Origin of the sequence: Pontibacter sp. MBLB2868 (genome assembly GCF_051904785.1) — a bacterium.
In the GTDB taxonomy this organism is placed as follows: Bacteria; Bacteroidota; Bacteroidia; order Cytophagales; family Hymenobacteraceae; genus Pontibacter.
Genome location: NZ_CP196710.1, coordinates 248756 through 273303, shown reverse-complemented (window position 1 = coordinate 273303; position 24548 = coordinate 248756). Strand labels below are relative to the sequence as shown.

The window sequence follows — 24548 nt, the reverse complement described above, 5'->3', positions numbered from 1 at the left end:
AAGATTCAGGAGCCGCTTTTTTTATTTTTTAGTCCCACCACCTAAACTTTTAGTTTGTAAACTAAGTAATTAGTTATATATTCGTTAAGAAGATTTAGCAACTGACTATGAAAGAATTAACAAAGGCAGAAGAAGAAATAATGCAGGTACTCTGGAAACTGGAGCGAGGTTTTGTACGTGACATTCTGGAAGAACTACCCGAACCCAAACCTGCCTACAATACGGTATCCACGATTGTGCGCATCCTGGAGACAAAAGGATTTGTGGACCACGAAGCCTTTGGCAAATCACACCAGTACTACCCTATCGTAGCCCAGGATAAGTATAAAAGCTTCTTCCTGAAAAACTTTATGTCAGGCTATTTCGGGGGCTCTTTCGAAAAGCTGGTATCCTTCTTTGCTAAGGATAATAACCTGAACGTAAACGAACTGGACCAGCTGATGCAGCACGTACGTAAAGACATCAACCCTGAAGAGGAGGAAAAGCAAAATGGAACTAACGATTAGCTACTTACTGAAAACGGCCATTGTGCTGCTGTTGCTGTACCTGTTCTACTTTGGACTATTGCGCAACCAAAACAATTTCAGCTTTAACAGGCTATACTTGCTGCTGGCTCCGCTAATGGCTATGGTGCTGCCCTTGCTACAATGGCCTGTAGCCTTGGCTCCTGAAACTGCGGTGAGCGAGGTGCTGCGCTCTATCCAATTATCAGAGGTGACTGTTACCGCTTACCGCCCAAGTGCAGCACCTCTTTTCTCCTTGAGCACGATAGCTATCAGTGTTTATGCGCTTGGGGCTTTATTCGTTCTCCTGAAACTTGTAAAGCAGCTATGGCAGGTGCAACAGGTAAAGGCACAGGTGGCCACTCACCAATCCTCTAACGGAGATGTGCAGGTATACCAGTTGCCAAGCCACTACCCTACCTTTGCTTTCGGCAAAGCTGTTTTTCTAAGTGAGCAAAATCATTTAAAGCCCTCTGATCAGGAAAAAATCTTAGCGCACGAGCTGGCACATGTGCAGTTATACCATACCTGGGATGTGCTATACTTTGAACTACTCACTGCCCTGCTCTGGCTAAACCCTATCGTGTGGCTGCTAAAACAGGAGCTACGCGATGTACACGAATACCAGGCAGACGCAAAAGTACTGCATACCTACAGGGCCCAGGAATACAGTGCCTTACTCTCCCGCGAAGTACTGCAGCAAATGGGGCTCCCCATTGGCAGTTACTTCCAGAAGCCGCAGGTGTTAAAGCGCTTATACATGTTACAGCAAAACGGACAAAAAGCTGGTTGGCTCCGCCCTTTACTGTTACTGCCTTTGCTCGGATGTTTACTATTTGTTTTCTCTTTCCAGCAGGTTGGCGCACAAACCCAGACAGAGCACAAGCTCTTACTATCTGAGCAGGAAAAACCAGATACTAAACCCACACTACCTGCAATTTTAAAGGACCATGAAGAGGAACTTCCCTCATCTGCAGAAAGGCCCTATACCTTTGTAGAACAGATGCCTCGGTTCAAAGGTGGTGAAGTAGAGATGATGAAGTACCTGGCAAAAAATATCCGCTACCCTAAAGATGCACAAGCAGAGGGTATAGAAGGTTTGGTAGTTGTCAGTTTTACCGTGGAGGTTGATGGATCGCTCAATGATGTGCAGGTGATAAAATCGCTGGATGAATTGACGGATGCAGAAGCGGTGCGTGTTGTAGAGAACATGAACGGAAGCTGGTCGCCTGGCTTGCAAAACGGTAAAGCAGTGCGGGTCAAGTATACTATGCCTATCCGGTTCGCCCTAAAGTAAAACACAAAACATACTTGTAAAATGAAATTCGCAGCCTTAAAAAGGCTGATGCAGGAGAGCTATTGCCTTTTCTAAACATAAACAACTAACAAACTAACTCATGAAAAAGAACAACATACTTACCCGATTAGCAGCCGCTACACTGATTGGCGTAGCCACGCTGGTGATTGCACCGGCAGCACTGGCTCAAACTTCAAAGCCATATTCTTATGTGGAGCAGATGCCACAATTTAAAGGCGGAGAAGTAGAAATGATGAAGTTCCTGGCACAGAACATCCACTATCCGGAGGACGCGCAGAAAGCCGGCGTAGAAGGCTTGTTGGTAATATCTTTTGTGGTAGACAATGATGGCTCACTGGAAAATTTAAAAGTGCTAAAAGGCCTGACCAAAAGCCTGGATGCAGAAGCCTTGCGTGTAGTCAAACAAATGGAGGGGAATTGGAAGCCTGGTAAACAAAACGGCAAAGAAGTGGCTGTACAGTATACCCTGCCTATCCGCTATTCCTTAAAGAAGGATAAGGGTAACACATCATCAGCTACAGATAGCCAGCCACAGTTCAAGGGGGGCCAGGAAGCGATGATGCAGATAATTAACCAGAACCTCAAAATGCCTGAAGAGGCAAAAAAAGAGAACCTGGATGCGAAGGTGCTGGTAAGGTTTACGGTTGAAAAAGACGGCAGCGTGTCCAACATCAAACTAGACCACACTAAGCTAAAGAAAACAGTGGGCCCGGATTCCGAACTGGACTACATGGATGCCGCTACCTTTAACCTGCAGAACAAAACCATACTTGCGAAACTCGCAGAAGCCGCTGCAGCAGCCGTAAAGGCAACTTCAGGTATGTGGGAGCCTGCCAAAAAGAACGGTCAGGCTGTAGCAGCAGAGCTTGTACTGCCTGTGCAGTTTTTTAGCAGTGAAGCAGAAAGTTCAACCACCACCTCAGGTAACCCGGAAGCTACAAATCAGAAGTCAGAGGTGCCCAGGAAGCTCAACTTCAACGAGATCGTCCCGCTCTACAAATTAGATGAGAAGCCCAGGTTTAAAGAAGGTGAAAACGCAGACAAGAGATTCTTTGCCAAAAACACCCGCTACCCTAAAACAGAGGCCGAAGGAGATGTATCTATTAACTTCCTGGTATACGAAGACGGCACAATTGGTAAGATTGGAGTAAGGAAAAGTATGGGTGTGGAGCTGAAAGACGAAGTACTGCGGGTGCTGGAATTAAGCAAAGACATGTGGCAGCCAGGAAAAAAAGACGGCAAGGCGGTAAACACTTATCAAATGCTGACCTTTCGTTTTGTTAACATTGACGGGCAGAAACAGACCGAAGCTACTTCAACCTCTCTACCAGCTGATGTCGTGATCACGAAGTATAGGTAAACTCTTAAGAATGAAAGGATAATATTCTGCTAAAATTTTGGATGGGTGCGGCATTAAGAGAGAATTCTGTATCTTTAAGTTACACCTCAGGAATACATGAAAAACAGGAAAACTCTCAGCTATTTTGTTGGCTTTGCATTGCTGCACTCATCCATCCTTTTCTCCTCCATAGCACTGGCACAAACATCTGCAACAAACGAAAAAGTATATTCTTTTGTAAGCGAGATGCCCGAGTATGAAGGTGGTACCACTGAGATGCTGAACTTTATAGCCCGCAACATTCAATACCCACAGGAAGCCAAAGAGGCTGGTGCAGAGGGATTAGTAGTGGCAACGTTTATAGTCGAAACGAACGGTTCACTATCTGACATAAAAGTTGAGAAATGCATCTCCGCAAGTATAGATGCTGAAGCGGAACGTATTGTCAGCCTCACAAGCGGTAAATGGAAGATAGGTAAGCATAACAATAAGGCCGTACGGGTAAGATATACCCTGCCGATCAAGTTTAGCCTTGATGCTGATAATAACCCGGCTGTATTACACCGAATGCCTCAGTTTAAAGGTGGTCAGGTGGCTATGGTACGAACAATTTATGAGCATCTAAATCTACCTGCAGCAGTTCAGCAAGAAAACATCAGTGCCCTTTTGGATGTAAACTTTACGATCGATGTAGCTGGAAGTGTTTCAAATATCGCTATTGCTGGCACCAAGATTAAGAAAACAGTAGGCGCTGGTACGAACATGGATTATATGGACGCCTCTACTTTTAAAGTACAAAATAAAGCCATACTTGCAATGCTTAGCGAAGCCGCTGCCGAAGCTGTAAAATCTACTAGTGGTAGTTGGGAGCCTGGCTTAAGAAACGGTAAGCCAATAGCTGCTGAAGTAACTCTACCGGTGTTGCTTTCTGCCTCCGGACAAACAGATCCAAAGCAGCAACTTAATACCATGTTACTAACATATCAGTCAGATGCTTACGACAGGAAAACTGTGTATGAAACAAATGAAGTTGATATAAGCCCCACACTAAAAGAAATGCCACTGGAAAAATTCCTGGCAAAGCACCTTCGCTACCCGGATACTTCTTTTGAAGGCATTGTGAAAGTTAGCTTTTTAGTGTTCCAGGATGGCAGGTTCGTTGGTCCTATTACTAGTGTATCAGACACGCAAAAGGCTGTTGCCGATGAGATAACCCGGGTGTTTAAACTTACAGAAAAGAACTGGCTGCCTGCCAGGAAGAACACCCAACCCGTTACAACCATGCACACTATAACGATTAACTTCGTTCCGGAACACAGAACGGGCAAACCCTCTTCACCTACATCAGCCACAGTCGTTGTAAGCAAATAAAAACTACACATGAAACCTACCTTAGTCACCCTACTCTCCTTACCTCTTTTCCTTTTGCTGCCCTTTTTATGCGCAGCGCAGCAAAGCACGGATAGTACCACCTCAAAGCATGTATACGCTTATGTAGAACAGATGCCGCAGTACGAGGGAGGCTTTGATGCAATGATACAACATGTTACTTCTAACATCACTTACTCCCGTTCACAGAAGAAAGGCAAGCTGGTGATCAGTTTTGTGGTAGCTGCTGATGGATCTATAAATGATGTGCAGGTGGTCAAGAGTCTTGAACCGGCACTAGACGAAGCTTGTGTTAAAGCAGTGTATGCCACAAACGGAAAATGGACAGCAGGAACACAGAATGGTAAGAATGTAGCAGTGAGGTTTGTGCTGCCTATTAATTTTAGTAAAAGATAAACCGGTAGTAAACGATTAATCAAAATTAACCAGAACGCCCAAGCCATAGGTATGACTTGGGCGTTCTGGTGGTTGTGAAAAGTTACTTCCTAAAACTTCCAATCTTCATTGAGCATGGCAATGGCATGATGCGCAGTCATGTCATACTGGCAAGGTACTACAGATACATAGTTATTGGTTAGCGCCCATTCATCGGTATCTTCTCCTTTATCGAAATTCACGAAACTACCTGTCATCCAATAATACTTTCGGTTCCTTGGGTCCAGGCGCTCATCAAACTCCTCCTGCCACTTGGCGTGTGCCTGACGGCACACTTTTATGCCTTTTATAGGTTCATTGCTTTTCTTCGGGAAATTTACATTCAGGGCTGTATTCTCTGGAATGCGGTTCTCCAGGGCCTGTCGGATGATCTGCTCGACAAACTCCCGGGTATGCGAGAAATCTGCCTCATGCCCATAATCGCATAAGGAGAAACCAATAGAGGGCAAGCCTTCAATAGCTGCCTCAATGGCTGCAGACATGGTGCCTGAGTATAATACACTGATACTGGAGTTGGAGCCATGGTTGATGCCACTGACAACCAGATCCGGCTTACGATCTTTCAGCACATGGTGCTTTGCCAGTTTCACACAGTCAGCAGGAGTACCTGAGCACTCATAAGCAACAAGATCCAGGTCATCAAAGGCAATGGATCTATCTAAACGCAACGTATTACCAATGGTAATGGCATGCCCCATTCCCGACTGTGGTCCGTCCGGTGCCACCACCACTACTTCTCCAATTTTACAGGCTACCTCCACCAGTGTGCGGATACCCGGAGCCGTAATGCCATCGTCGTTTGAGACTAAGATTAATGGTTTAGCCATTTTATTATTTTTAGTAAATGTATAACAAAAGAAACGAATTTCGTTTTGATGCTAATATACAACAACCTGAAGCTGCTGTTCAAGGTTTAACAATAAAATAAAGCACAATGGTAGAGGCCGGATGATCAAGAATATTATTTACGCAATTTTATTAGGAGTTGGCATGGCAGCATGCCTGTCACAACAGAACAAAGAGGAAGACCAATCAACAGCCGAAGCACCTGACGCCGCATTTTTAGATACAAGTGAAACAAACATACCGGAGAACACAGCTCCGGACCCATCAAACTTTGTGATCTCAAAAGAGCGTGTCGGAAGCGTGACGATTGGGATGCCTATTGAACAAATGCGTCAGCAGGTACCTGTTGGCTACACTATAGCCGACACAACACTTACTCAGGAAGGTATGCAATACACAGCTTACCTGTTACACCCAAAAGACCAGGATAAAGGTATTCTGATCGAGCAAAACTGTGACAAAGAGTGCTTTGTGTGGCGCATAAATGTTAAAAGTCCGGCTTATAAAACCCCCAAAGGTGTTGGCATAGGCTCAAAGTATGGCGAAATACAAAGGCTTTACCCTATCTCGACCGTTACCCTGGCTGATGGTGGTTTTGTGGCTGTAGCCAAAGAAGGTGGTATCTCGTTCGTGCTTGACCAGTCTCAGCTGCCCCGCGAACGCCTGGCCAGCTTTACCCCCGAAAACCTCCCGGCCAATACCCTCGTCAAGAGCATTTTAATATATTAGAAAGTTGTAATACTACTGGCTTATCTGTATTATTGCTCCTATGGCAATTTTACGTACCCGCTACAAATACAGAAACCTCGGACTGCTGCTATTGCGCATCGGTATCGGCACAATGTTCATACTGCATGGCTGGCCAAAGTTGGCTGGAGGGCCGGAGGCCTGGGAGAAAATTGGCCAGAATATATCCTTGATCGGCATTGACTATGTGCCGGCTTTTTGGGGTTTTATGGCTGGTTTCGCAGAAGCTGTAGGAGGTGCACTTATCATACTTGGCTTGTTCTTCAGGCCTGCCTGCCTGCTCCTGCTCCTCACAATGGTAATCGCGACACTAAAGCATGTACTTGGTGGCGATGGCTTCGGAGGATATTCACATGCCCTGGAAGCTGCCATACTCTTTTTCTCCCTCTTATTAGTAGGCCCCGGCAAGTATAGCCTCGACAGGAAAATATTTCCGGATAAAAGAGAAAGAGGTATCTACAGATAGATTATTCTAAACATATAGTATAAAAAGCTCTGCCCCTCCCGGTCAGGGCTTTTTTATTTTAATAGAGAAATGGCTAACATTACACTTCACACCAGAATCAGCAAAATATTACGATGTTAACCACCATACTACTGGCTACCCTCCTGGTTACCGGCGCACCAGCCCCGCAAAAGCCTGACCTGACAACTCCTTACGAAAAAGGGAACGGCAACACAACCGCCACCTACGACCAGGTAATTGACTGGTACACCAGACTTGACAATGCTTACGAGGAGGTGAAAATGATGCCTTATGGCTATACCGATTCCGGACGGCCATTGCACCTGGTTGTTGTATCCACGGATAAGGACTTTGACCCGGCTTCTATCCGAAGTAAAAATAAGCGGATCCTGTTTATTCAGAACGGAATTCACCCTGGCGAGCCAGAAGGGATTGATGCAACAATGATGCTTGTCCGGGATTACTTGCAGGACAAGAAGAAGCGCAAGCAATTAGATAATACAGTGCTGATTATTGTACCAGTTTACAACATTGGCGGTGCCCTGAACCGTAACAGCCACACCCGCACTAACCAGAACGGCCCCGAAAGCTACGGCTTCAGAGGGAATGCGCGCAACCTGGACCTGAACCGTGATTTCATTAAAATGGACTCGCGCAACGCAGAGGCCTTCCATTCCATCTTCCGCGACTGGGACCCGGATGTTTTTATGGATAACCATACTTCTAACGGAGCCGATTACCAGCACGTGATGACGCTGATACCAACCCAGCACAATAAGCTTAACCCGACCCTGGCTGGTTACCTGCAGCAGAAAATGTTGCCCACTTTATATGAGGGCATGAAGCACGACAAGTTTCCGATGGTGCCTTACATGAACACCGTGGACGAAACACCGGAAAAAGGTATAATTGGTTTTATGGAGTCGCCACGCTATGCAACAGGTTATACAACGCTTTACAATACCATTGGCTTTGTGCCGGAAACACACATGCTAAAGCCTTTTGACCAGCGGGTAAAAGCAACCTACAAGTTGATGGAGAACATGATCGAGACGGTACATCGCGATGCAGATGAGATAGGAAAACTGCGCGCTCAGGCAAAGCAGGAAACACTGCAGCAGCAAAACTTTCCGCTGGACTGGAAACTAGATACCTCCAGGGTAGAGCAGATACCTTTTCTGGGTTTTGCGGCTAAGTATAAGCCAAGTGAAGTAAGCGGCCTGGAACGTTTGTATTATGACCGTAAGTCGCCTTACAGCACCAAAATAAACTACTATAACGAGTTTACCCCTACTACCTCTGTACAAAAGCCTCTAGCGTATATCATTCCGTTTGCCTGGCGTGAGGTAATAGAGCGACTGAAAACAGATAAAGTAGAAATGCAGCAGTTGAAAAAGGACACAACGCTAACAGTAGAAACCTACTACATCACTGATTACAAAACAGCTCCGCGTCCGTATGAAGGGCACTACCTGCATTCTGATGTAAAGGTGGAAAAGCGCACGATGGACCGCCGGTTCCTTAAAGGAGATTATGTGGTATACCTGAACCAGCCAGCCAACCGGTTTATAGTAGAGACACTGGAGCCACAGGCAGTTGACTCCTATTTTGCCTGGAACTTCTTTGACTCTATACTTATGCAAAAAGAATATTTTTCCAGCTACGTATTTGAAGATCTGGCCGCAGAATATCTAAAGAAAGACCCCGAACTGAGAAAGCGCCTGGAAGAAAAAAAGAAGCAGGATCCTGATTTTGCCAAAAGTGCCAGGGCTCAACTTGACTTTGTATACCGAAATTCACCGCACTACGAGTTCACACATAACATGTACCCAGTAGGTAGACTAGTGCAAAAAATAAAGCTGCCACTTTAATTTAAAAAGGGAAAAGCCACCTGACTGGTGGCTTTTCCCTTTTTAAATCCATCCAGTTTATCGGTTCAGGTAAGCAGAGTACATCCAAACCAGCTTTTCCTGCTCTCTAATATAATCACTCATCAGCGCATTGGTACCCTCATCGTTAGCCTCTGCCGCCAGTTCAAGCAATTCCCGTTCTGCAGTTATCAGCACGCTGAAACCTTTTAAAACTTCCTCGATTGCTTTTCTACCTTCAGAAACATCTGAGATCTCTTTGATAGTAGCATGCTCCAGATAAGTGGTGTATGTGTGGAAAGGCCTTTGGCCCAGCGTCAGGATGCGTTCAGCTATCTCATCTATCTTCAAAAAGGCATCGTTATACAACTCTTCAAACTTTACATGTAGCTCAAAAAATTTCTCACCGGCTATATTCCAGTGAAAACCTCTGGCGTTAATGTAAAATAGCTGGTAGTTGGAAAGTAGCAGGTTTAATTTATCAGCAAGTTCCGCTGCTTTTTCTGTATCAATGCCTATTAAGTTTTTTGCCATTATGTTGTTTTTTTAGGTGAAACAAATTGTTTAGCCGCGGTTAGTCTTCTCCTGTTTCATTAACCGCCTCCTATTATTACAGTTGGCTAAGGCTTATTGTTATCTAATTTCATAGAGAGCGCCAGGTACGTTTATTTAAAAGCACCTTACTGATCTGTCTCTCAACATATAAGCAGGCAGGACTAACCCTCGTCTTTTATTGCCCTGACGATTGACCTTGACAGAAAGCCTAAAACCTGACAGCATCAGGATGTGAACAAAAAACAAAATTCAAGCGTTACTGCATATAATAATAGTATTGCTATTGTTTTACATTATAATTACTAGCTTTGTATGCTATTATAGTACTGCAACGTTTGTTTTCTGAAAGATATTAAGAGTAAAAATTATGAGAACCCACACCAAAGAAACACAGGCTCAACTTACACCTCAAAAAGCGAAGGAGATCTTGATGGAAGGTAATAAAAGGTTTGTGAACAACCTGAAAGCTAACCGTAACCTGCTTCAGCAGGTTAATGAGACCTCTGAAAGCCAACATCCATTCGCGATCATACTTAGCTGCATAGACTCCAGAACATCCGCCGAACTGATCTTTGACCAAGGTCTTGGAGATATCTTTAGCGCCCGGATTGCTGGAAATATTGTAAACCCCGATATACTGGGAAGTATGGAGTTTGCCTGTAAAATTGCCGGCTCAAAGCTAATTGTTGTACTTGGCCACTCCAATTGTGGCGCCATCAAAGGGGCCTGTGATCACGTTGAAATGGGTAACCTGACGGGTCTTGTGAAAAAGATAAGTCCGGCTGTTGAAGCAGTACACTACACCGGAGACAAAAGCTCAGTAAACAGTGAGTTTGTGGAAATGGTAGCTGAAAAGAATGTCCACAGGATGATGGATGAAATTCAGGAAGAGAGCACCATTATAAGTGACATGATCAAAAACGGTGAAATTGGTATAATTGGAGGTATGTATAACGTCGAAACTGGAGCAGTAGAGTTTTATGAACACCCCAATCAATTGAAAAGAAATATAAATGAAGAACTTGCTGGCAAACATTAAGATCACAGTTGATGAAAGAGTATACTTAAAAGACCCTGAAAGTTCAAAAAAAGGCCAGCAGATAATTGAAAACAGCATTCTTCTGATAGATGAACTGGGCCTGGAGTCGTTTACTTTTAAAAAACTTGCCGATAAAGTTGGCACCACTGAAGCTACTATCTACAGGTATTTCGAGAGCAAGCACATGTTACTTGTCTACCTCATCTCGTGGTATTGGAACTGGCTGGAGTACCGCCTGGTCTTTGCTACCAGTAATATCAGTTCAGCTGAGGATCGTTTGAAAATTGCTATTAAGATTTTATCTGGCAAAGTTGAGAACGACATGGATTTTGCTCATATCAGTGAAGTGGTACTACAGCGTATTGTGGTGGCTGAATCAGCCAAGGCTTACCTGACCAAAGAAGTGGACGCTGATAATAAGGAGGGGTTCTTTTTCAGTTACAAGCGCCTGTGCAAACGGATTTCTAACATCATCCAGGAGATCAACCCAGAATATAGTTACCCGGATTCACTTGTGTCTACAATAGCTGAAAGCGCACATTACCAGATCTTCTTTTCTAAGCACCTGCCATCGCTCACCAATATTAACAATGGCCAGGAGAATCACCTGGAAGAGTTTCTGACTGACCTAGTGTTTAAAGCAATAGGAAAGTAAAAAAAGAGGGGCCAACTTTTAAAGTGGCCCCTCTTTTTTTATACCTGAATCTCTCCGGTCAGGTATGTTACGGCTTTCCCCGTGATCTTTACTCTTTCACCAGCCAGTTCACATTTCAGGTCGCCTTCACGTTCCGAAAGTTGCTTTGCTGTCAGTACTTTTTTGCCCAGCTTTTCGGCCCAGACAGGGGTTAGCGTAGTATGCGCAGAGCCTGTTACGGGGTCTTCTGTTATACCAACCTGTGGAGCGAAGAACCTGGACACAAAGTCGACCTCTTTGCCTTTTGCCGAAACGATCACTCCCCTGGCCTCAACTGAGTTTACCAGGTTGATGTCAGGGTCAAATGATTCGATCTCTTGCTGTGAATCGTAGAGCAGAAGGTAGTCTGTTTTACCTTTGTAAGCTTCTAAAGGGGCTTTACCAAAGGCCTTTACCAGCGCTGGCGGGGTCTCTGTTCTCGTTATTGTATCCACCGGAAAGTTAAGCGTTAATTCGCTTTCTGCTTGCTCAACAGTCAGTAAACCGCTTCTTGGTGAATGGAAGTTTATCTTTTTTTCAGGATGGTTATAGTGATGAAAAAGCACGTGGGCAGCAGCAAGCGTAGCATGGCCACACAGGTCTACTTCCACAGTTGGTGTAAACCACCTCAGCTCATAGTCCGAGCCCTTACTTACCACAAAAGCTGTTTCAGCCAGGTTGTTTTCGGCCGCTATTTGCTGCATCGTTTTATCCTCCAGCCAATCTTCGAGCACGCAAACGGCGGCAGGATTTCCGCCAAACACTTTTGCTGTAAAAGCATCTACCTGGTATAGTTTTATTTTCTTCATAATATCCCGGTTAATTTTTTAAAACTGTTACTTCAGCATCGAAGCCGTGTTAGGATTGGAAAGTAAGTCTCTGAATACCTCCCAGCGCTTTTCCGGATGATCATCGGTACCACCGTTCGCTTCTACATAGTGCTTTACCAGGTCTTTACCCAGGTTATAGTTGATCACGTAGCTACGGTACTTATCCATAAAGCGGGTACGCTGTAAGGCTTTGTCTTTTTTGTACAGGTTATACTTTACAAGCATATCAGCTGCTTTTTCTCTGCTGATCTCACCGTTCAGGTACAGGCGTGCAATTTCATTTCCTGCAAAATCAAGCTGCCCGATCTTCTTAAGTATAGCGTCATACCGTTCCGCCTCCGACGTATCTAACCCGGCAAGCGGGAATAAAACGCTTTTCTCAAATGCAAGCCGTTCACCTGCCGGAAAGGCGACGTCGATGCCATAGTTTGCGCTTCCTTCGGCTATTAAGGATTGCGGACTGAAAAGAGGATAGATGGAATACTCCTTCCAACCTTTCTTATTAACGAGGTTTTGCTCTAGTAAAGCGTTAAATACATGGTGCCCCGGGTACCCCTCATGTGAGGCCAGGTCTATGGCACGCTCAATGTAAATAGGAAAATCTGTATTAATCTGGATAAGGCTGTAGCCATTCCCTTTGTAATAGTTGTAACCAGACCATGCTTTATCGGTCACGAACTCCATCTTAAAGTTCTCCTGCTCCGGCAGCTTATAGTGCGCCTTTGTCCTTTTACGCGCCTCAGCAATGGCCGCTTTAAACACCGTGTCAAGTTTTGCTTTTGGTATCTCAAATTTTTCACGGTATGTATCCCAACGTTCTGCTATACTTCCCTTGCCTGGCAATTGCTGATCGATAGCACTCAGGATAGAATCAAAATGAGCCAGTTCAAAATGTGGCGGCTCGGCATCATAAAGCAGCTTTGCTTCCTCATCAAAATCCAGCTTCTTGCCTTGCATCATCTCTACTTTGGTAATAGCAGCCAACACTTGCTTCCGGAACATTAGTCGTCTACGCTGCTCATCCGCTGTCATACTTTCGGGATTCTGCGCCATCAACTGCTGCTGTATCTGCATAAACTCCTTCAGAAATTCTTCAGCTGGCAGGGTGTCTTCGGCAGGTGCAACAGGCTTCCACTCTTCGGGTCCGTAATAAGCGTCCACAATGTCGCTATCGTACTGGCCAAGTTTCAGTAGTGTTTTCACATATCGTTCAGCCAGTTCATTCATGGAGGCATTTGCTTGCGCTGTATCCTCTGTTTTGGTAGAAGTGCAGGCCCAGCAGCAGGAAACCACAAGCATAAGCAGCAGGTATTTTTTCATAGAGTTAAGTGTATCTGTATAGTTTAGCCACACAAGTTAAGTTTACTTTATGAGGAACAAAAGCAGTATAGGTTAACTTCTATGTATTCTGTACTTATTTAACATTGATCCTGAAGGGCAGCTAAACCAATACCTCCCTCCTCCTGTATAAAAACGGATACAAGAAAAAACATGGAACTACCAGACGTCACTCCTATCCGTTTACAGCCTCATGGCAATATTCCCAATAACAAAAGATTGCCTGTGCTGCTCTACAAGGAGGTTTTTTCTGATAAAAGTAATTTAGAGAACCAGTTTAAATCATCTTTTAAGCAGAATGACTGGGGCGGCAGTTGGGTGAACGGCGTATTTAATTACCATCACTACCACAGCAGATCGCATGAGGTATTAGGTGTAGCCTCAGGAGAAGCTGAACTCGCACTGGGTGGACCAGGAGGTGAAGTGGTGAAAGTACAGGCTGGAGATATGCTGGTGCTACCTGCAGGCACTGGACATTGCCGTAAAAGTGCCAGTCAGGATTTTAGTGTGGTAGGTGCATACCCTGCAGGGCAGGAGAACTATGACATTTGCACTGAAACTGACCGTATGATAGATAAGCAGAAGAACATAGAACGTGTCCCCTTACCTGCTGCAGATCCTGTTTTTGGGTCAGGTGGTCCTTTGATGCAGCATTGGAATTGATCCGGCTTGATACCTGGCTAAAGGCGAATGCCATATGTAAACAGCACCCCTCCAGTGAAATCTCCACTCGAAAACCCTTGTACTATTGTCTTGAGTCCAATTAAAGACCTTTCACTTACTGCAAATTCATTAGCCAAAATAAGATTTACACCAGGTGTAAGTATTTTATTTGCATCTCTGTTCTCCAGGTTTTCACCGGTAAATTTGTCTGCCATAAACATTAAGGCTGCCCCGGTACCAATCTTTAAGTTATAGCGCCTGTCATTACCAAACGGAGAAACAAACACATTTCCGCTTATTTGAGTCATAAATGCATGGTAGTCTACATCGCTGCTCACCATACTGGTCCTTTTTCCATGGCCCAGATCAAGCACTCCTGAAACACTAATAACACGATGAAGCGTTTTGGTCAACTCCCCTTCTACAGCCCCAACCATTACATTTTGCCGCCATGTATTTTCATTAGCAATAAGTAGGATCGGACCAACACCCGCTTTTAAAGTAATGTTATCTAACGCCTTAGCCTGTGAGTAGGCAGCTGAAATGGTAAACCCTAAACATATTATTATTAGCCAGAACCTAGTCATACAATTAAATTATAAGTATTAAAAATTACATTATAAAGAGGTAATGGTATAACTGGATAATTAGCGCTTTAGTATCTTGAATAATATATATTATAGAATAAGGTAGTAGCGCAAGGATAAACTTCCTCTACAGGGATCCTCTTCCCAAGCTCTTGAAAACACAACAGCAAGTGAAGGCAAATAAACGGGAAAGCTATAACAGATGCTTTGCAGGGGTTTATAACAAATCTGTGAGGTCGGAGAGTTTAGCTATCCTAGTAACGTCTGCAGCAACAGTACCAAAGCCATAAGCTGCAAGTATAAAGGGCACTTCTGCTTTTTGGCTTGACTCATAATCACCAGTTGTATCACCAATGTAAACAGGGGTTTTCATCTGATTGCGCTTGACAACCTCCAGGATGTTATCTGCCTTTGGAAAGCCTCTGCTGCCATAGCATTCATGGTCTGCGAAATAGGATCGCAAACTGTAGTGTTCCAGAAATGCTTCGATGTAACCGCTCTGGCAGTTGCTGACTATAGCTAATGTATACCGCTCCTGCAGGTATTCCAGAGTTTCTGCAAGCTCAGGATATAACTCACCACCCTTCTCGTGCAGCATCTCCAGTTCTAGCTTTGCACAAAGGCGTTGCAACTGCTCCCGTTCCTCGCCTGCAAGCTCCGGGAAAAGTTTGTGGTAGATGGCATCATACTGCATGCCGGCAATTGCCCTGACATCTTCTGCTGTAATCGTTCTGTGAACAAAATCAAGCTGATTGATGGCGGCTTGCCAGGCAGTAGCAATAGTGGCGGTAGAATCCCAGAGGGTACCGTCAAGATCAAATATTATACTATCGAATTTATCTTTCATTATCAGTTTTTCACAAGCACATAACAACCAATCTTCTCCGGATGATCCTGCACCAAGTCATCTTTTTTCTGATGGCGCAGCATCCAGAGCACCAACAGGTCGCCGCTGGCTGCCATCGAAAAGAACACCCCAAAAAGAAAGATCAGTATTTTACCCAACAGCAAACCTATCAATGCAGGCAAAAGTCCCATTACTAGCCCCGGCATAATGCCACCCAAAGCATACGCCCATAAAGGCAGCACCTCTTTGCAGTGGCAGTAAGGTGTTAGCAATGACCAATACACGCCATACTTGATCGACTTAAGCCCATTTTTGCAGAACAATGCCCATGTAAAACCATGCAGCATTTCGTGTAGCATAGCGCCGAATATAAAAACAATGAGCAGCAGGACTGGCGATATAAAAATCCATACTTTATAAGCAGCAAGCATCTGCTTCAGATGGTACAGGCTAAACTGGTCTGGCCAGATGAGGATATAAAGCGGGATGTAAAGCAGCAGAAGTGGAAGCATAAAGGAAAGCGCACACACATTAGCCCGCGCAGCACTCATGGTACGTTCAACTCTGTGGTACTTGCCAGGCAATAATTCTAAATCGCGTTCCTCCATTAACTCCTGCAAATTACCCATTAACCGTTAACATAAAAAGTATTTGTTGCTCCGGCTAAACCTTCTTCAGCTATAAGCTTAGTGCTTGTTATACAAGTACAAAATCCTATATTTGTTTATACAGATCAGTAATTGTTCCTCTCTAAAACATTATCTGTGGCAGAAATCCTGGAAATAAATAACCTCTCCAAGCGCTACGGCAACATTCAGGCTGTAGATAGATTGTCCTTACGCGTGGAACAAGGAAGTATTTACGGAATACTTGGCCCCAATGGCAGTGGAAAAACTACTACGCTTGGAATGGTGCTGGACGTGGTAAAACCTTCTTCCGGAACTTTCTCCTGGTTTGGCCAGTCCATTACCCACGAGACCAAGCGCCGCATAGGTGCTTTGCTTGAGACCCCGAATTTCTACCCATACCTTACGGCTCGGAAAAATCTTCAGATAACCGCTGACATTAAAGGAGCTGATCAAAAGGATATCGGGCACGTGTTACACCTGGTTGGGTTAGACCACCGGAAACATACTACTTTCAAAGGCTTTTCTTTAGGGATGAAGCAAAGACTGGCAATTGCGGCTGCCATGTTGCACAACCCCGAGGTACTGGTGCTGGATGAGCCTACTAATGGCCTGGACCCGCAGGGTATAGCCGAAGTGCGGGAACTGATTCTTAAAATAGCCGCTGACGGTAAAACCATCATACTGGCAAGCCATTTATTAGATGAGGTTGAAAAGGTTTGCACGCATGTGGCTGTGCTACAACGCGGCCTCCTGCGTGCCGAAGGACGCGTTGACACTATACTTTCAGCAAAAGACCAGGTGATCATCAGCACCAGGCAAAACACTGAAGCCCTCCAGCTATTGCAGCAGCTGCCTTTTGTAGAGTCTTTTCAGCCAGAGCGCGATACAATACATTTAACGCTACAAGAGGGGTATGAAGGCGCCGATGTGAACAGAGCTATGTTTGAGGCAGGCATTGTGCTGTCGCAACTGGTGGTGCGCCGTAAAACGCTGGAAGCTCAGTTTCTTGAAATTATAAAAAGCGAAGCATAATGAACCTACTCCGCCTGGAACTACATAAGATCCTGCCTTATAAAACGGTTTGGATCATACTTGCCATTTTCGCTGCACTCATGCTGCTCATACTCTTTGCCAGCAGCAACGTAACGATCAATGGCCGCGAAATGGGGAATGAGATGTACAAGTTGCCCAACTTCTGGCAATCCTTAGCTTACATCGCTAGTTTTTTCAACCTGCTGTTTGGTATCCTGATCATTGTGTTGATAACGGATGAGTACACTTTCCGCACATTCCGGCAACAAGTAATAGATGGTTTATCGAGAGCGCAGCTAGTATTGGCTAAGTTTTACGTGATCCTGGCCCTGGCCACCTTGGGTACTCTCTTCTTACTTGCGCTTGGTTTATACTTTGGCTTGATCTACAGTCCTGATCACTCTACAGAAGCTGTTTTTGGCAAAATTGACTTCTTGTCGTACTACTTTGTACAGGCAGTAGGCTATATGGTATTAGCCATGCTTTTTGCCTTCCTGATCCGTAAAAGCGGCTTAGCCATTATTGCCTTTATTGCTTATGCGCAGATCATTGAGCCACTTATCCACTTCCGCCTTCCGGATGAGGTGGATAAGTACATGCCCATAAAAGTTTTTAAAAGCCTGACCCCTATGCCGGGCCAGGAGCTACTGGATCAACTCACCACCCCAACTGAACTGTTAACGCCACAGTGGGCGGCATTGCTTGCACTGGTCTACATCGGAATTTTAGGAATGCTTTCTTACCTCACGCTTAAAATGCGCGACTTGTAGCCAGGGATAAGGTGTTAAAGTAATTTACGATTGCCACTAACTCATGCGGTTTGTCATAATCCAGCTTTTTCTGCCTTACATAAGACTTTACTTCTTTTGACCTGTTCCCGAAAAGTATGTGCAGGTCTTTCCTTACATTTCGCAGTGATATCACATTACCATCGGGCAAAAGGACATAGTATAACTCTTTTACCTGTTCCATCCACTGGCTGTTGGTATTGTAGAAAGATGGGTCGTATAAATAATTCCCTGCCAGTCCTCTGCTGTTATTCGCATCGCGCCTGATGTACGTTTCCCGCATTACCAGGGTAAGTGGCCCCCTATTCAACTCTTCGAAAAAAGTAGGTTTTTTAAACTCGGTGTATTCACGACCCATGTCCCAACGCAGGGTTCTAAAAATATGGGAGCGGCCGCTAGGCATTTCCTGGGCTACAAAATATTCTACATTAACCGGTGAGAGCGAACTGATTGAGCCATCGCTGTGCTGCACATTTATGATCTCCTGGGTTCTGTGGTAGGTGAGTGCTCCATATATGGTGTCTCCGGAGGTCAATACGACTTTACCTTTTGGCCATTCCTGGATATCAATTGCTGGTCTGTATTGTGCTATAGTTATACTTGGCCAGAACCCTGCACATATCATCGTTAGTAATCCAATCGTCAGGTTCGTAAGCTTCTTCTTCATAGTATTTATCTGTTTAATGGTTTATCCAATCACTCTTACACCTTCCTCCCATTTAAAACCTCTATCTTACAAGTAGTTATATACTTTTGTATTGGTTTTTAGAGTAAAAAGTTGTCCGATTGCCTCATACTAATCAGGGGTATACTAAAAAACCCATCTGTAGTGCCTAGAAGGCCCAATAGATGGGTTTTTTAATTGCACAATTTTGATAATACTTTTTACTTATCTATTGTAGCACTTTTTAAGATTTCGTGCCCCAACTTATCGCGTTTCGTAGTCAGGTACTTTTGATTATGCTCGTTTGGTTTGATCTCGATAGGGACCTGTTCTACAACCTCAAGGCCATACCCGATCAGGCCGGTACGCTTTTTAGGGTTATTAGAGATCAGCTTCATTTTTGTCACACCCAGATCCCGTAGAATTTGTGCTCCAACACCATAGTCACGATCATCCATACCAAAACCAAGTTCCAGGTTTGCTTCAACTGTATCCAGCCCTTGCTCCTGCAGCTTATACGCTTTCAACTTGTTTACTAGCCCGATGCCACGGCCTTCCTGGTTCATGTATACTACAACGCCCTTACCTTCTTTCTCGATCATGCGCATTGCTTCATGCAATTGCGGACCACAGTCGCAGCGGCAGGATCCGAAGATATCACCTGTCACGCAGGAGGAGTGTACCCGCACCATTACAGGTTCATCTTCCTGCCAGGTTCCTTTCACTAAGGCTAAATGCTTGGCACCATTGCTACGCTGTGTAAAGGCGTAAAGGTCAAAATCACCGAAATCTGTTGGCAGTTGCACTGCTATCTCCCGCTCGATCAGGCTTTCCTTCTTAAGTCGGTAAGCGATCAGGTCTTTTATAGAGATAAGTTTAAGATCAAAACGCTCCGCTACCTTTACCAGATCCGGGAGCCGGGCCATAGTACCGTCTTCGTTCATGATCTCGACTAACACGCCGGCAGGTGCCAGGCCAGCCAAACGGGCAAGATCCACCACAGCCTCTGTGTGTCCAGCACGACGAAGAACACCTTCTTTTTTAGCTTTAAGCGGGAAAATGTGTCCTGGTTTACCAAGCGAATGAGGATCTGTTTCCGGATCGACCAGTGCTTTGATCGTTTTGGCACGATCTGAAGCCGAAATACCTGTTGTGCATCCGTGACCAATCAAGTCCACTGACACAGTAAAAGGTGTCGCATGCAAGGCGGTGTTTCGCCCTACCATCAGCTCAAGGCCCAGTTCATCGCAGCGCTCCTCAGTAAGCGGCGCACAAATTAGTCCGCGGCCATGCGTCGCCATAAAGTTTACGATCTCCGGGGTGATCATTTCTGCAGCGCATACAAAGTCGCCTTCGTTCTCACGGTCATCGTCATCCACGACAATAACAACCTTTCCCTGACGTATATCTTCAATAGCAGACTCTATTGAATCCAATGGTCTGATTTCACCACTATTATTGGTTTCCATACTATTTGGTTTGTGCCTGCTGTGCACCAATGCCATGCAGGCTGTTATCTTTTAGTAAAGCGGTACAAAAGTAAAAAGTTTAAACCGCAATCCCGTTTTTATTTGGATAACACTTTTGAAGTAGTTTTAGTTGATTTAGTAATGAAGATAGGATTATAGGGTTCTATCCTTTATCTTTTTTAAAATAGCTACTGTTCATGTCTCACTTGCCAGACAATTATCTTGACATAAGGAGCAGTTTTCATATAATTATTGAAAACCCTGCTATTCTTTCTAGTTGTTGCTGATCCGCAGTCTTACGTTTGTCCTTTTTCATTTCCAGCTTTGGTGCCCTCCTGGCCGGGAGGCCTCGTCTTGCCGCATCGCGCAGCTTTCATTTCCTGCCCTCGTGCCTCGGGCTGCCTCGCTCCCGCTCGTCACCGGAAACTCTCGAGGCGCTCAACGCCAAGACTGGGATCAGTTCGGTCGCTGCAGCCTTTGCTATGAAACAAGTTTAATTCCCCTCCTCGGAGGGGCTAGGGGTGGGTACACTCCAATGCCTTAGTCAACAGCGCTACTACCTGAGCAACAGCAGTAGCAGAACGCACTCACCTAGCAAAGGTACTGGCCAGGTGAATCAGGGCGGAAATAATTACCTGTTCACGACAATACCCAGCATATCGCCTAACTGGCTATGAAGGGTTTTAAGCAGGAGGATATTATTAAGTTGGCGGTCCTGCTCCTGTGGGTCTGTTACGATACGAAGCTTTTCCATCTCTGTCTTTAGCAGCAGCTCTACATTGCGCCACTTTAGTCGCAGCACAGCTCGTTCAGCCCCGTAGGGCAACAGGTCCTGCTCCGTTGGCACAAAAATGCTGTGGGTTTCCCAGTTATGGCTCAACTCATAGGGGTCGGATAGCAAATTGGTGGCCTCGGTTCGTATTTCCTGGTCAGGATAATTTATAAAATCTTCAGCAGAAGGCACGGCTCCGTCACAAAGCTTTTCTTTGATCAGCTCCATTAACCGGGCATAAAGCGGGGTGCGGAATTCTACGTCTTCCAGCTGCTCCAGCATGTATTGGCAGGTGGTCATGCCTTCTTCCAGCAAACTATTCGGGTAATTCAACAGCATCCGTACGATCTCACGCTCATACCTTACCAGCACATCTGCATCAGAAACAGGCTTCTCTGGCTCAGCCTGTACCGCCGCAGGTATATAATCTTGAGATGGACTACCAGATTTATGCTGCTGCTGGCGGTCCTGGAGATGTATTTTGTTGTACTCTGAAATAAGTACCTGCTCATCAATATCGAAGATAAGGCTGCAGCTCCGAAAAAATACCGTGCGCTTGATGGAGTCCGGAATTTTGGAGATAGAGGCAACGATCTCTTTGATGGCCTCTGCTTTTTTGACCGGATTTCCTTTCGCCTCAGCAGCGTACAAGCTTGTTTTAAAAGAGATAAAATCCTGGGAGTGTTCTTTCAGGTAAGCCTTAAAGGCTGTATCGCCAACCTTTTGAATATATGAATCCGGGTCTTCTCCTTCCGGGAAAGTAACCACGTCTACATTCAACCCATTTTCCAGGATTAGGTCGATGCCGCGCAAGGAGGCCTTTATGCCCGCCGCATCGCCATCATACAACACTGTAATATTTTGTGTATAGCGCGCAATCAGCTTGATCTGCCCCTCCGTCAGCGATGTTCCCGACGAAGCCACCACGTTCTCTATACCTCCCTGGTGCAGGGAGAGCACATCCAGGTAGCCTTCCACCATGTAGCACATGTCCTGCATGCGCAATGCCTGCTTCGCCTGAAACAAACCGTAAAGCACATTGCTTTTATGGTAAATTTCCGACTCTGGTGAGTTAAGGTATTTGGGGCTCTTCTTATCGTTAGACTTCAGTGTTCGGGCACCAAAACCCACTACCCTACCCGAAACATTGTGTATCGGGAACATTACCCGGCCACGGAAGCGGTCGTATGTCTTGCCATCTTCCCGGGCTATGGTAAGGCCCACAGCCTCCAGGTATTTCTGCTGGTAACCTGCCTTGACAGCTGCATCCGTTAAATCCTGCCATTCATCTAAGCTATAGCCTAGTTCAAACTTGCGGATCGTATTACCGGAAAGCCCCCGTTGTTTCAGGTACGACTGCCCGATACCTCCCTGATCATGCTGATGCAGGTTGTGCTGAAAATGCTTGCTGGCAAAGTCTGATACAATAAAAAGGCTATCGCGCTCACTTTGCTCCCTGGCATACTCCGGATCAGGGTTATCTTCAGGAACCTCTATCCCATATTTTTTAGCGAGGTATTTTAACGCCTCCGGGAAAGAGGTGCCTTCCACATCCATGATAAACTGCACTGAATTGCCCGCTTTGCCACAACCAAAGCATTTGTAAATGCCCTTAGCCGGCGAAACAGAGAAAGAAGGTGACTTTTCGTGGTGGAAAGGGCAACAGGCCCACATGTTCTGCCCCTTCTTCTTCAACGACACAAAATCGCCTACCACCTCTGTAATATCAGCTTGGGCAATAATCTGGTCAACGGTTTCTTTAGGAATTAGGGACATGCGTAAAAATATATGCGGATGACAAAGATAAGACTTATGAACAATTTTAAATGAGTGATTATGGGTATGCCTAAATAAGTTTAGATTGGAAGAGAAGTATATAGTTCACAATATATTTGGTACATCCACCTCATTATTCATTCAATATACTTTTATAAAGCGCATAATTCTCATCATCAAAACAAACAAACCTTACATTTTTTATACCGGACTGCTGGTGCTGCTGTAAATAATCCTGCACGGCCTGAACTGCAACATTTGCTGCTTTATCTTTTGGGTACCCGTACACACCTGTACTGATATTGGGGAAAGCGATACTTTGCACATCATTTTCATTTGCCAGTTGCAGGCTGTTTCTGTAACAGTTTGCTAAAAGTTCGGGCTCTCTCTGGTTGCCTCCGTGCCAGACAGGCCCTACCGTATGGATAACATACTTAGCGGGTAATTTTCCACCTGTAGTTATCACAGCCTCACCCGTTGGGCACCCTCCCTGCTTTGCCCTTATTTGCTTGCACTCTTCTAAAATAGCAGGGCCGCCTGCTCTATGAATAGCGCCATCTACACCGCCACCGCCTAACAGGCTGCTATTGGCAGCATTCACAATAGCATCTACCTCTTGCTTTGTAATGTCACCTTTTATAACATCTATTTTTGCAATTCCCATAGTTTATATGTTTGATTTGTTTGATAACTGATACACAATCAGGTGCAATATATGTGTTTTAGAAACCTACGCACCCCTCTGATTTTTGTAGCATAATTGCAGTAAAAACTAATCTCCTTTCTACCTGTTCAAGATACAGGCATTGCATGCGATTGGCAAAATTTGTTCGTATCTTTGCAGAGCGATAAAAAAGCAGCTTATATTATGGCTATCACAAAAGAAGATATATTAAAAGCACTTAGCTATGTAGAGGAACCAGACTTAGGGAAAGACCTGGTTACTCTTAACATGATTGAAGATGTACAGGTGGAAGGCAAAAACGTGAGCTTCACGGTTATCCTTACCACGCCAGCCTGCCCCCTTAAAGACCTGATCCGAAATGCCTGTATCACCGCTATTCATACAATGGTGGATAAAGAGGCCGATGTTACCGTAAACATGACATCACGTGTTACTTCTGGCCGGGGCGATACTTCTGAAGTACTTAAAGGCGTAAAGAATATCATTGCAGTAGCTTCTGGTAAAGGGGGCGTAGGTAAATCTACGGTTACTACTAACCTGGCAATTGGCCTGGCACAGTCCGGGGCCAGGGTTGGCCTGATCGATGCGGATATTTCCGGTCCTTCTATCCCGACTATGTTTGGTGTAGAGCAGGAAAAGCCACGAATGATCCAGGGCGACCATGGCAAGAATTACATAGTGCCTGTAGAGAAGTATGGCATCAAAATGATGTCTATCGGCTTCCTGACACCTGCCGATGGCGCTGTAGTGTGGCGTGGCCCGATGGCAAGCTCTGCCCTGCGTCAGTTCATTTCTGATGTTGAGTGGGGTGAACTGGATTACCTCCTTCTGGACTTACCTCCGGGCACTTCTGACATTCACCTAACCATGGTTCAGGCATTGCCTGTAACGGGCGCCGTGATCGTGACGACACCACAGAAAGTTGCCATGGCAGATGCTGTGAGAGGCTTGCAGATGTTCCGTCAGCCACAGATCAACGTCCCTGTTTTGGGTGTGGTTGAAAATATGGCATACTTCACTCCTGCTGAGCTGCCGGAGAACAAATATTACATCTTTGGTGAAGGCGGCGGCAAAGAGCTGGCAGATAAGTATGATGTGCCACTTCTGGGCCAGGTGCCTATTGTGCAAAGCATCCGCGAAAGCGGTGATTCCGGAACTCCTGTGATCATGCAGAACGATTCCCCGGCCGCAGGTGTTTTCAAAGAGTTGGCTCAATCTGTGGCGCAGCAGGTGTCCGTACGTAACGCCACCATCGCTAAAACGAAACCAGTAGAAATTAAAAGTTAAATA

The 24548-nt window shown here is 45.2% G+C and carries 25 protein-coding genes; 14 read left to right on the top strand and 11 right to left on the bottom strand.

The genetic code is table 11. The features are described from left to right. Positions 1-107 precede the first annotated feature (107 nt). The 5 genes from ACSX1A_RS01225 to ACSX1A_RS01205 all read left to right on the top strand — a co-directional run bounded on the left by ACSX1A_RS01225 (position 108) and on the right by ACSX1A_RS01205 (position 4945). The gene (locus ACSX1A_RS01225; protein ID WP_439881783.1) at positions 108-506 is read left to right on the top strand and encodes a BlaI/MecI/CopY family transcriptional regulator; all 399 of its coding nucleotides are present in this window, start codon (positions 108-110) and stop codon (positions 504-506) included. Further along, the gene (locus tag ACSX1A_RS01220; RefSeq protein ID WP_439881782.1) at positions 490-1800 is read left to right on the top strand and encodes a TonB family protein; all 1311 of its coding nucleotides are present in this window, start codon (positions 490-492) and stop codon (positions 1798-1800) included. Before ACSX1A_RS01225 ends, ACSX1A_RS01220 begins: the two co-directional genes overlap by 17 nt. Before the next feature lie 100 nt (positions 1801-1900). Beyond that, positions 1901-3181, top strand: a complete 1281-nt coding sequence (locus tag ACSX1A_RS01215; protein ID WP_439881781.1) for a TonB family protein — start codon at positions 1901-1903, stop codon at positions 3179-3181. A 96-nt stretch (positions 3182-3277) separates the two neighbouring features. Then, the gene (locus ACSX1A_RS01210; protein ID WP_439881780.1) at positions 3278-4531 is read left to right on the top strand and encodes a TonB family protein; all 1254 of its coding nucleotides are present in this window, start codon (positions 3278-3280) and stop codon (positions 4529-4531) included. Between the two features lie 9 nt (positions 4532-4540). After that, positions 4541-4945: an energy transducer TonB gene (locus ACSX1A_RS01205; protein WP_439881779.1), complete on the top strand. Its 405-nt coding sequence runs from the start codon at positions 4541-4543 to the stop codon at positions 4943-4945. Between the two features lie 89 nt (positions 4946-5034). Here the strand turns inward: ACSX1A_RS01205 and surE are convergent, their stop codons facing one another. Beyond that, the gene (gene surE / locus ACSX1A_RS01200; RefSeq protein WP_439881778.1) at positions 5035-5811 is read right to left on the bottom strand and encodes a 5'/3'-nucleotidase SurE; all 777 of its coding nucleotides are present in this window, start codon (positions 5809-5811) and stop codon (positions 5035-5037) included. A gap of 121 nt (positions 5812-5932) precedes the next feature. Here surE and ACSX1A_RS01195 point away from each other — a divergent pair, with 121 nt between their 5' ends. From ACSX1A_RS01195 to ACSX1A_RS01185, 3 genes are all read left to right on the top strand, one after another. Then, entirely contained in the window at positions 5933-6559 is a 627-nt protein-coding gene (locus ACSX1A_RS01195) for a mechanosensitive ion channel protein MscS (RefSeq protein WP_439881777.1), read from the top strand. A gap of 40 nt (positions 6560-6599) precedes the next feature. Next, the gene (locus ACSX1A_RS01190) at positions 6600-7043 is read left to right on the top strand and encodes a DoxX family protein (protein WP_439881776.1); all 444 of its coding nucleotides are present in this window, start codon (positions 6600-6602) and stop codon (positions 7041-7043) included. A 113-nt stretch (positions 7044-7156) separates the two neighbouring features. Next, positions 7157-8914 (top strand): M14 family metallopeptidase, encoded by a 1758-nt coding sequence (locus ACSX1A_RS01185; RefSeq protein WP_439881775.1) that lies wholly within the window; start codon positions 7157-7159, stop codon positions 8912-8914. A gap of 57 nt (positions 8915-8971) precedes the next feature. Here ACSX1A_RS01185 and ACSX1A_RS01180 read toward each other — a convergent pair whose 3' ends face one another. After that, positions 8972-9445: a Dps family protein gene (locus ACSX1A_RS01180; protein WP_439881774.1), complete on the bottom strand. Its 474-nt coding sequence runs from the start codon at positions 9443-9445 to the stop codon at positions 8972-8974. A gap of 388 nt (positions 9446-9833) precedes the next feature. Between ACSX1A_RS01180 and ACSX1A_RS01175 the strand changes: the two genes are divergently transcribed. Together ACSX1A_RS01175 and ACSX1A_RS01170 are read left to right on the top strand one after the other, a co-directional pair. Next, on the top strand, positions 9834-10505 hold the full coding sequence (locus ACSX1A_RS01175; protein WP_439881773.1) for a carbonic anhydrase family protein: 672 nt from the start codon (positions 9834-9836) through the stop codon (positions 10503-10505). Beyond that, positions 10480-11160: a TetR/AcrR family transcriptional regulator gene (locus ACSX1A_RS01170; protein ID WP_439881772.1), complete on the top strand. Its 681-nt coding sequence runs from the start codon at positions 10480-10482 to the stop codon at positions 11158-11160. The genes ACSX1A_RS01175 and ACSX1A_RS01170 overlap by 26 nt, the downstream gene beginning before the upstream one ends. Before the next feature lie 38 nt (positions 11161-11198). Here the strand turns inward: ACSX1A_RS01170 and ACSX1A_RS01165 are convergent, their stop codons facing one another. Further along, positions 11199-11987 carry a PhzF family phenazine biosynthesis protein gene (locus ACSX1A_RS01165; protein ID WP_439881771.1) on the bottom strand — a complete coding sequence of 263 codons (789 nt, stop codon included), beginning with the start codon at positions 11985-11987 and terminating at the stop codon, positions 11199-11201. A gap of 27 nt (positions 11988-12014) precedes the next feature. Further along, on the bottom strand, positions 12015-13328 hold the full coding sequence (locus ACSX1A_RS01160) for a hypothetical protein (RefSeq protein ID WP_439881770.1): 1314 nt from the start codon (positions 13326-13328) through the stop codon (positions 12015-12017). 171 nt (positions 13329-13499) lie between these two features. Here ACSX1A_RS01160 and ACSX1A_RS01155 point away from each other — a divergent pair, with 171 nt between their 5' ends. Continuing rightward, the gene (locus ACSX1A_RS01155; protein ID WP_439881769.1) at positions 13500-14009 is read left to right on the top strand and encodes a cupin domain-containing protein; all 510 of its coding nucleotides are present in this window, start codon (positions 13500-13502) and stop codon (positions 14007-14009) included. Positions 14010-14026: 17 nt separating this feature from the next. On the opposite strand, the gene ACSX1A_RS01150 is transcribed toward ACSX1A_RS01155, so the two are convergent. From ACSX1A_RS01150 to ACSX1A_RS01140, 3 genes are all read right to left on the bottom strand, one after another. Then, complete coding sequence (locus ACSX1A_RS01150) at positions 14027-14596, bottom strand: hypothetical protein (protein WP_439881768.1); 570 nt, start codon at positions 14594-14596, stop codon at positions 14027-14029. A gap of 217 nt (positions 14597-14813) precedes the next feature. Further along, positions 14814-15443, bottom strand: a complete 630-nt coding sequence (locus ACSX1A_RS01145) for an HAD family hydrolase (protein WP_439881767.1) — start codon at positions 15441-15443, stop codon at positions 14814-14816. Positions 15444-15445: 2 nt separating this feature from the next. Beyond that, the gene (locus tag ACSX1A_RS01140) at positions 15446-16072 is read right to left on the bottom strand and encodes a DUF3267 domain-containing protein (RefSeq protein WP_439881766.1); all 627 of its coding nucleotides are present in this window, start codon (positions 16070-16072) and stop codon (positions 15446-15448) included. Between the two features lie 135 nt (positions 16073-16207). Here ACSX1A_RS01140 and ACSX1A_RS01135 point away from each other — a divergent pair, with 135 nt between their 5' ends. Both ACSX1A_RS01135 and ACSX1A_RS01130 read left to right on the top strand, forming a co-directional pair. Beyond that, entirely contained in the window at positions 16208-17104 is an 897-nt protein-coding gene (locus ACSX1A_RS01135) for an ABC transporter ATP-binding protein (RefSeq protein ID WP_439881765.1), read from the top strand. Continuing rightward, complete coding sequence (locus ACSX1A_RS01130; protein WP_439881764.1) at positions 17104-17874, top strand: ABC transporter permease; 771 nt, start codon at positions 17104-17106, stop codon at positions 17872-17874. The genes ACSX1A_RS01135 and ACSX1A_RS01130 overlap by 1 nt, the downstream gene beginning before the upstream one ends. Here the strand turns inward: ACSX1A_RS01130 and ACSX1A_RS01125 are convergent. The 4 genes from ACSX1A_RS01125 to ACSX1A_RS01110 all read right to left on the bottom strand — a co-directional run bounded on the left by ACSX1A_RS01125 (position 17855) and on the right by ACSX1A_RS01110 (position 23237). Beyond that, on the bottom strand, positions 17855-18559 hold the full coding sequence (locus tag ACSX1A_RS01125; protein WP_439881763.1) for a hypothetical protein: 705 nt from the start codon (positions 18557-18559) through the stop codon (positions 17855-17857). The two genes, ACSX1A_RS01130 and ACSX1A_RS01125, sit on opposite strands and share 20 nt — an antisense overlap. A 218-nt stretch (positions 18560-18777) precedes the next feature. Further along, the gene (locus tag ACSX1A_RS01120; RefSeq protein WP_439881762.1) at positions 18778-20025 is read right to left on the bottom strand and encodes a bifunctional 3,4-dihydroxy-2-butanone-4-phosphate synthase/GTP cyclohydrolase II; all 1248 of its coding nucleotides are present in this window, start codon (positions 20023-20025) and stop codon (positions 18778-18780) included. A 631-nt stretch (positions 20026-20656) separates the two neighbouring features. Further along, positions 20657-22573 carry a DNA primase gene (gene dnaG / locus ACSX1A_RS01115; protein WP_439881761.1) on the bottom strand — a complete coding sequence of 639 codons (1917 nt, stop codon included), beginning with the start codon at positions 22571-22573 and terminating at the stop codon, positions 20657-20659. Between the two features lie 133 nt (positions 22574-22706). Further along, entirely contained in the window at positions 22707-23237 is a 531-nt protein-coding gene (locus ACSX1A_RS01110; RefSeq protein WP_439881760.1) for an O-acetyl-ADP-ribose deacetylase, read from the bottom strand. A gap of 204 nt (positions 23238-23441) precedes the next feature. Here ACSX1A_RS01110 and ACSX1A_RS01105 point away from each other — a divergent pair, with 204 nt between their 5' ends. Beyond that, the gene (locus ACSX1A_RS01105; protein WP_439881759.1) at positions 23442-24545 is read left to right on the top strand and encodes an Mrp/NBP35 family ATP-binding protein; all 1104 of its coding nucleotides are present in this window, start codon (positions 23442-23444) and stop codon (positions 24543-24545) included. Positions 24546-24548: the final 3 nt, after the last annotated feature.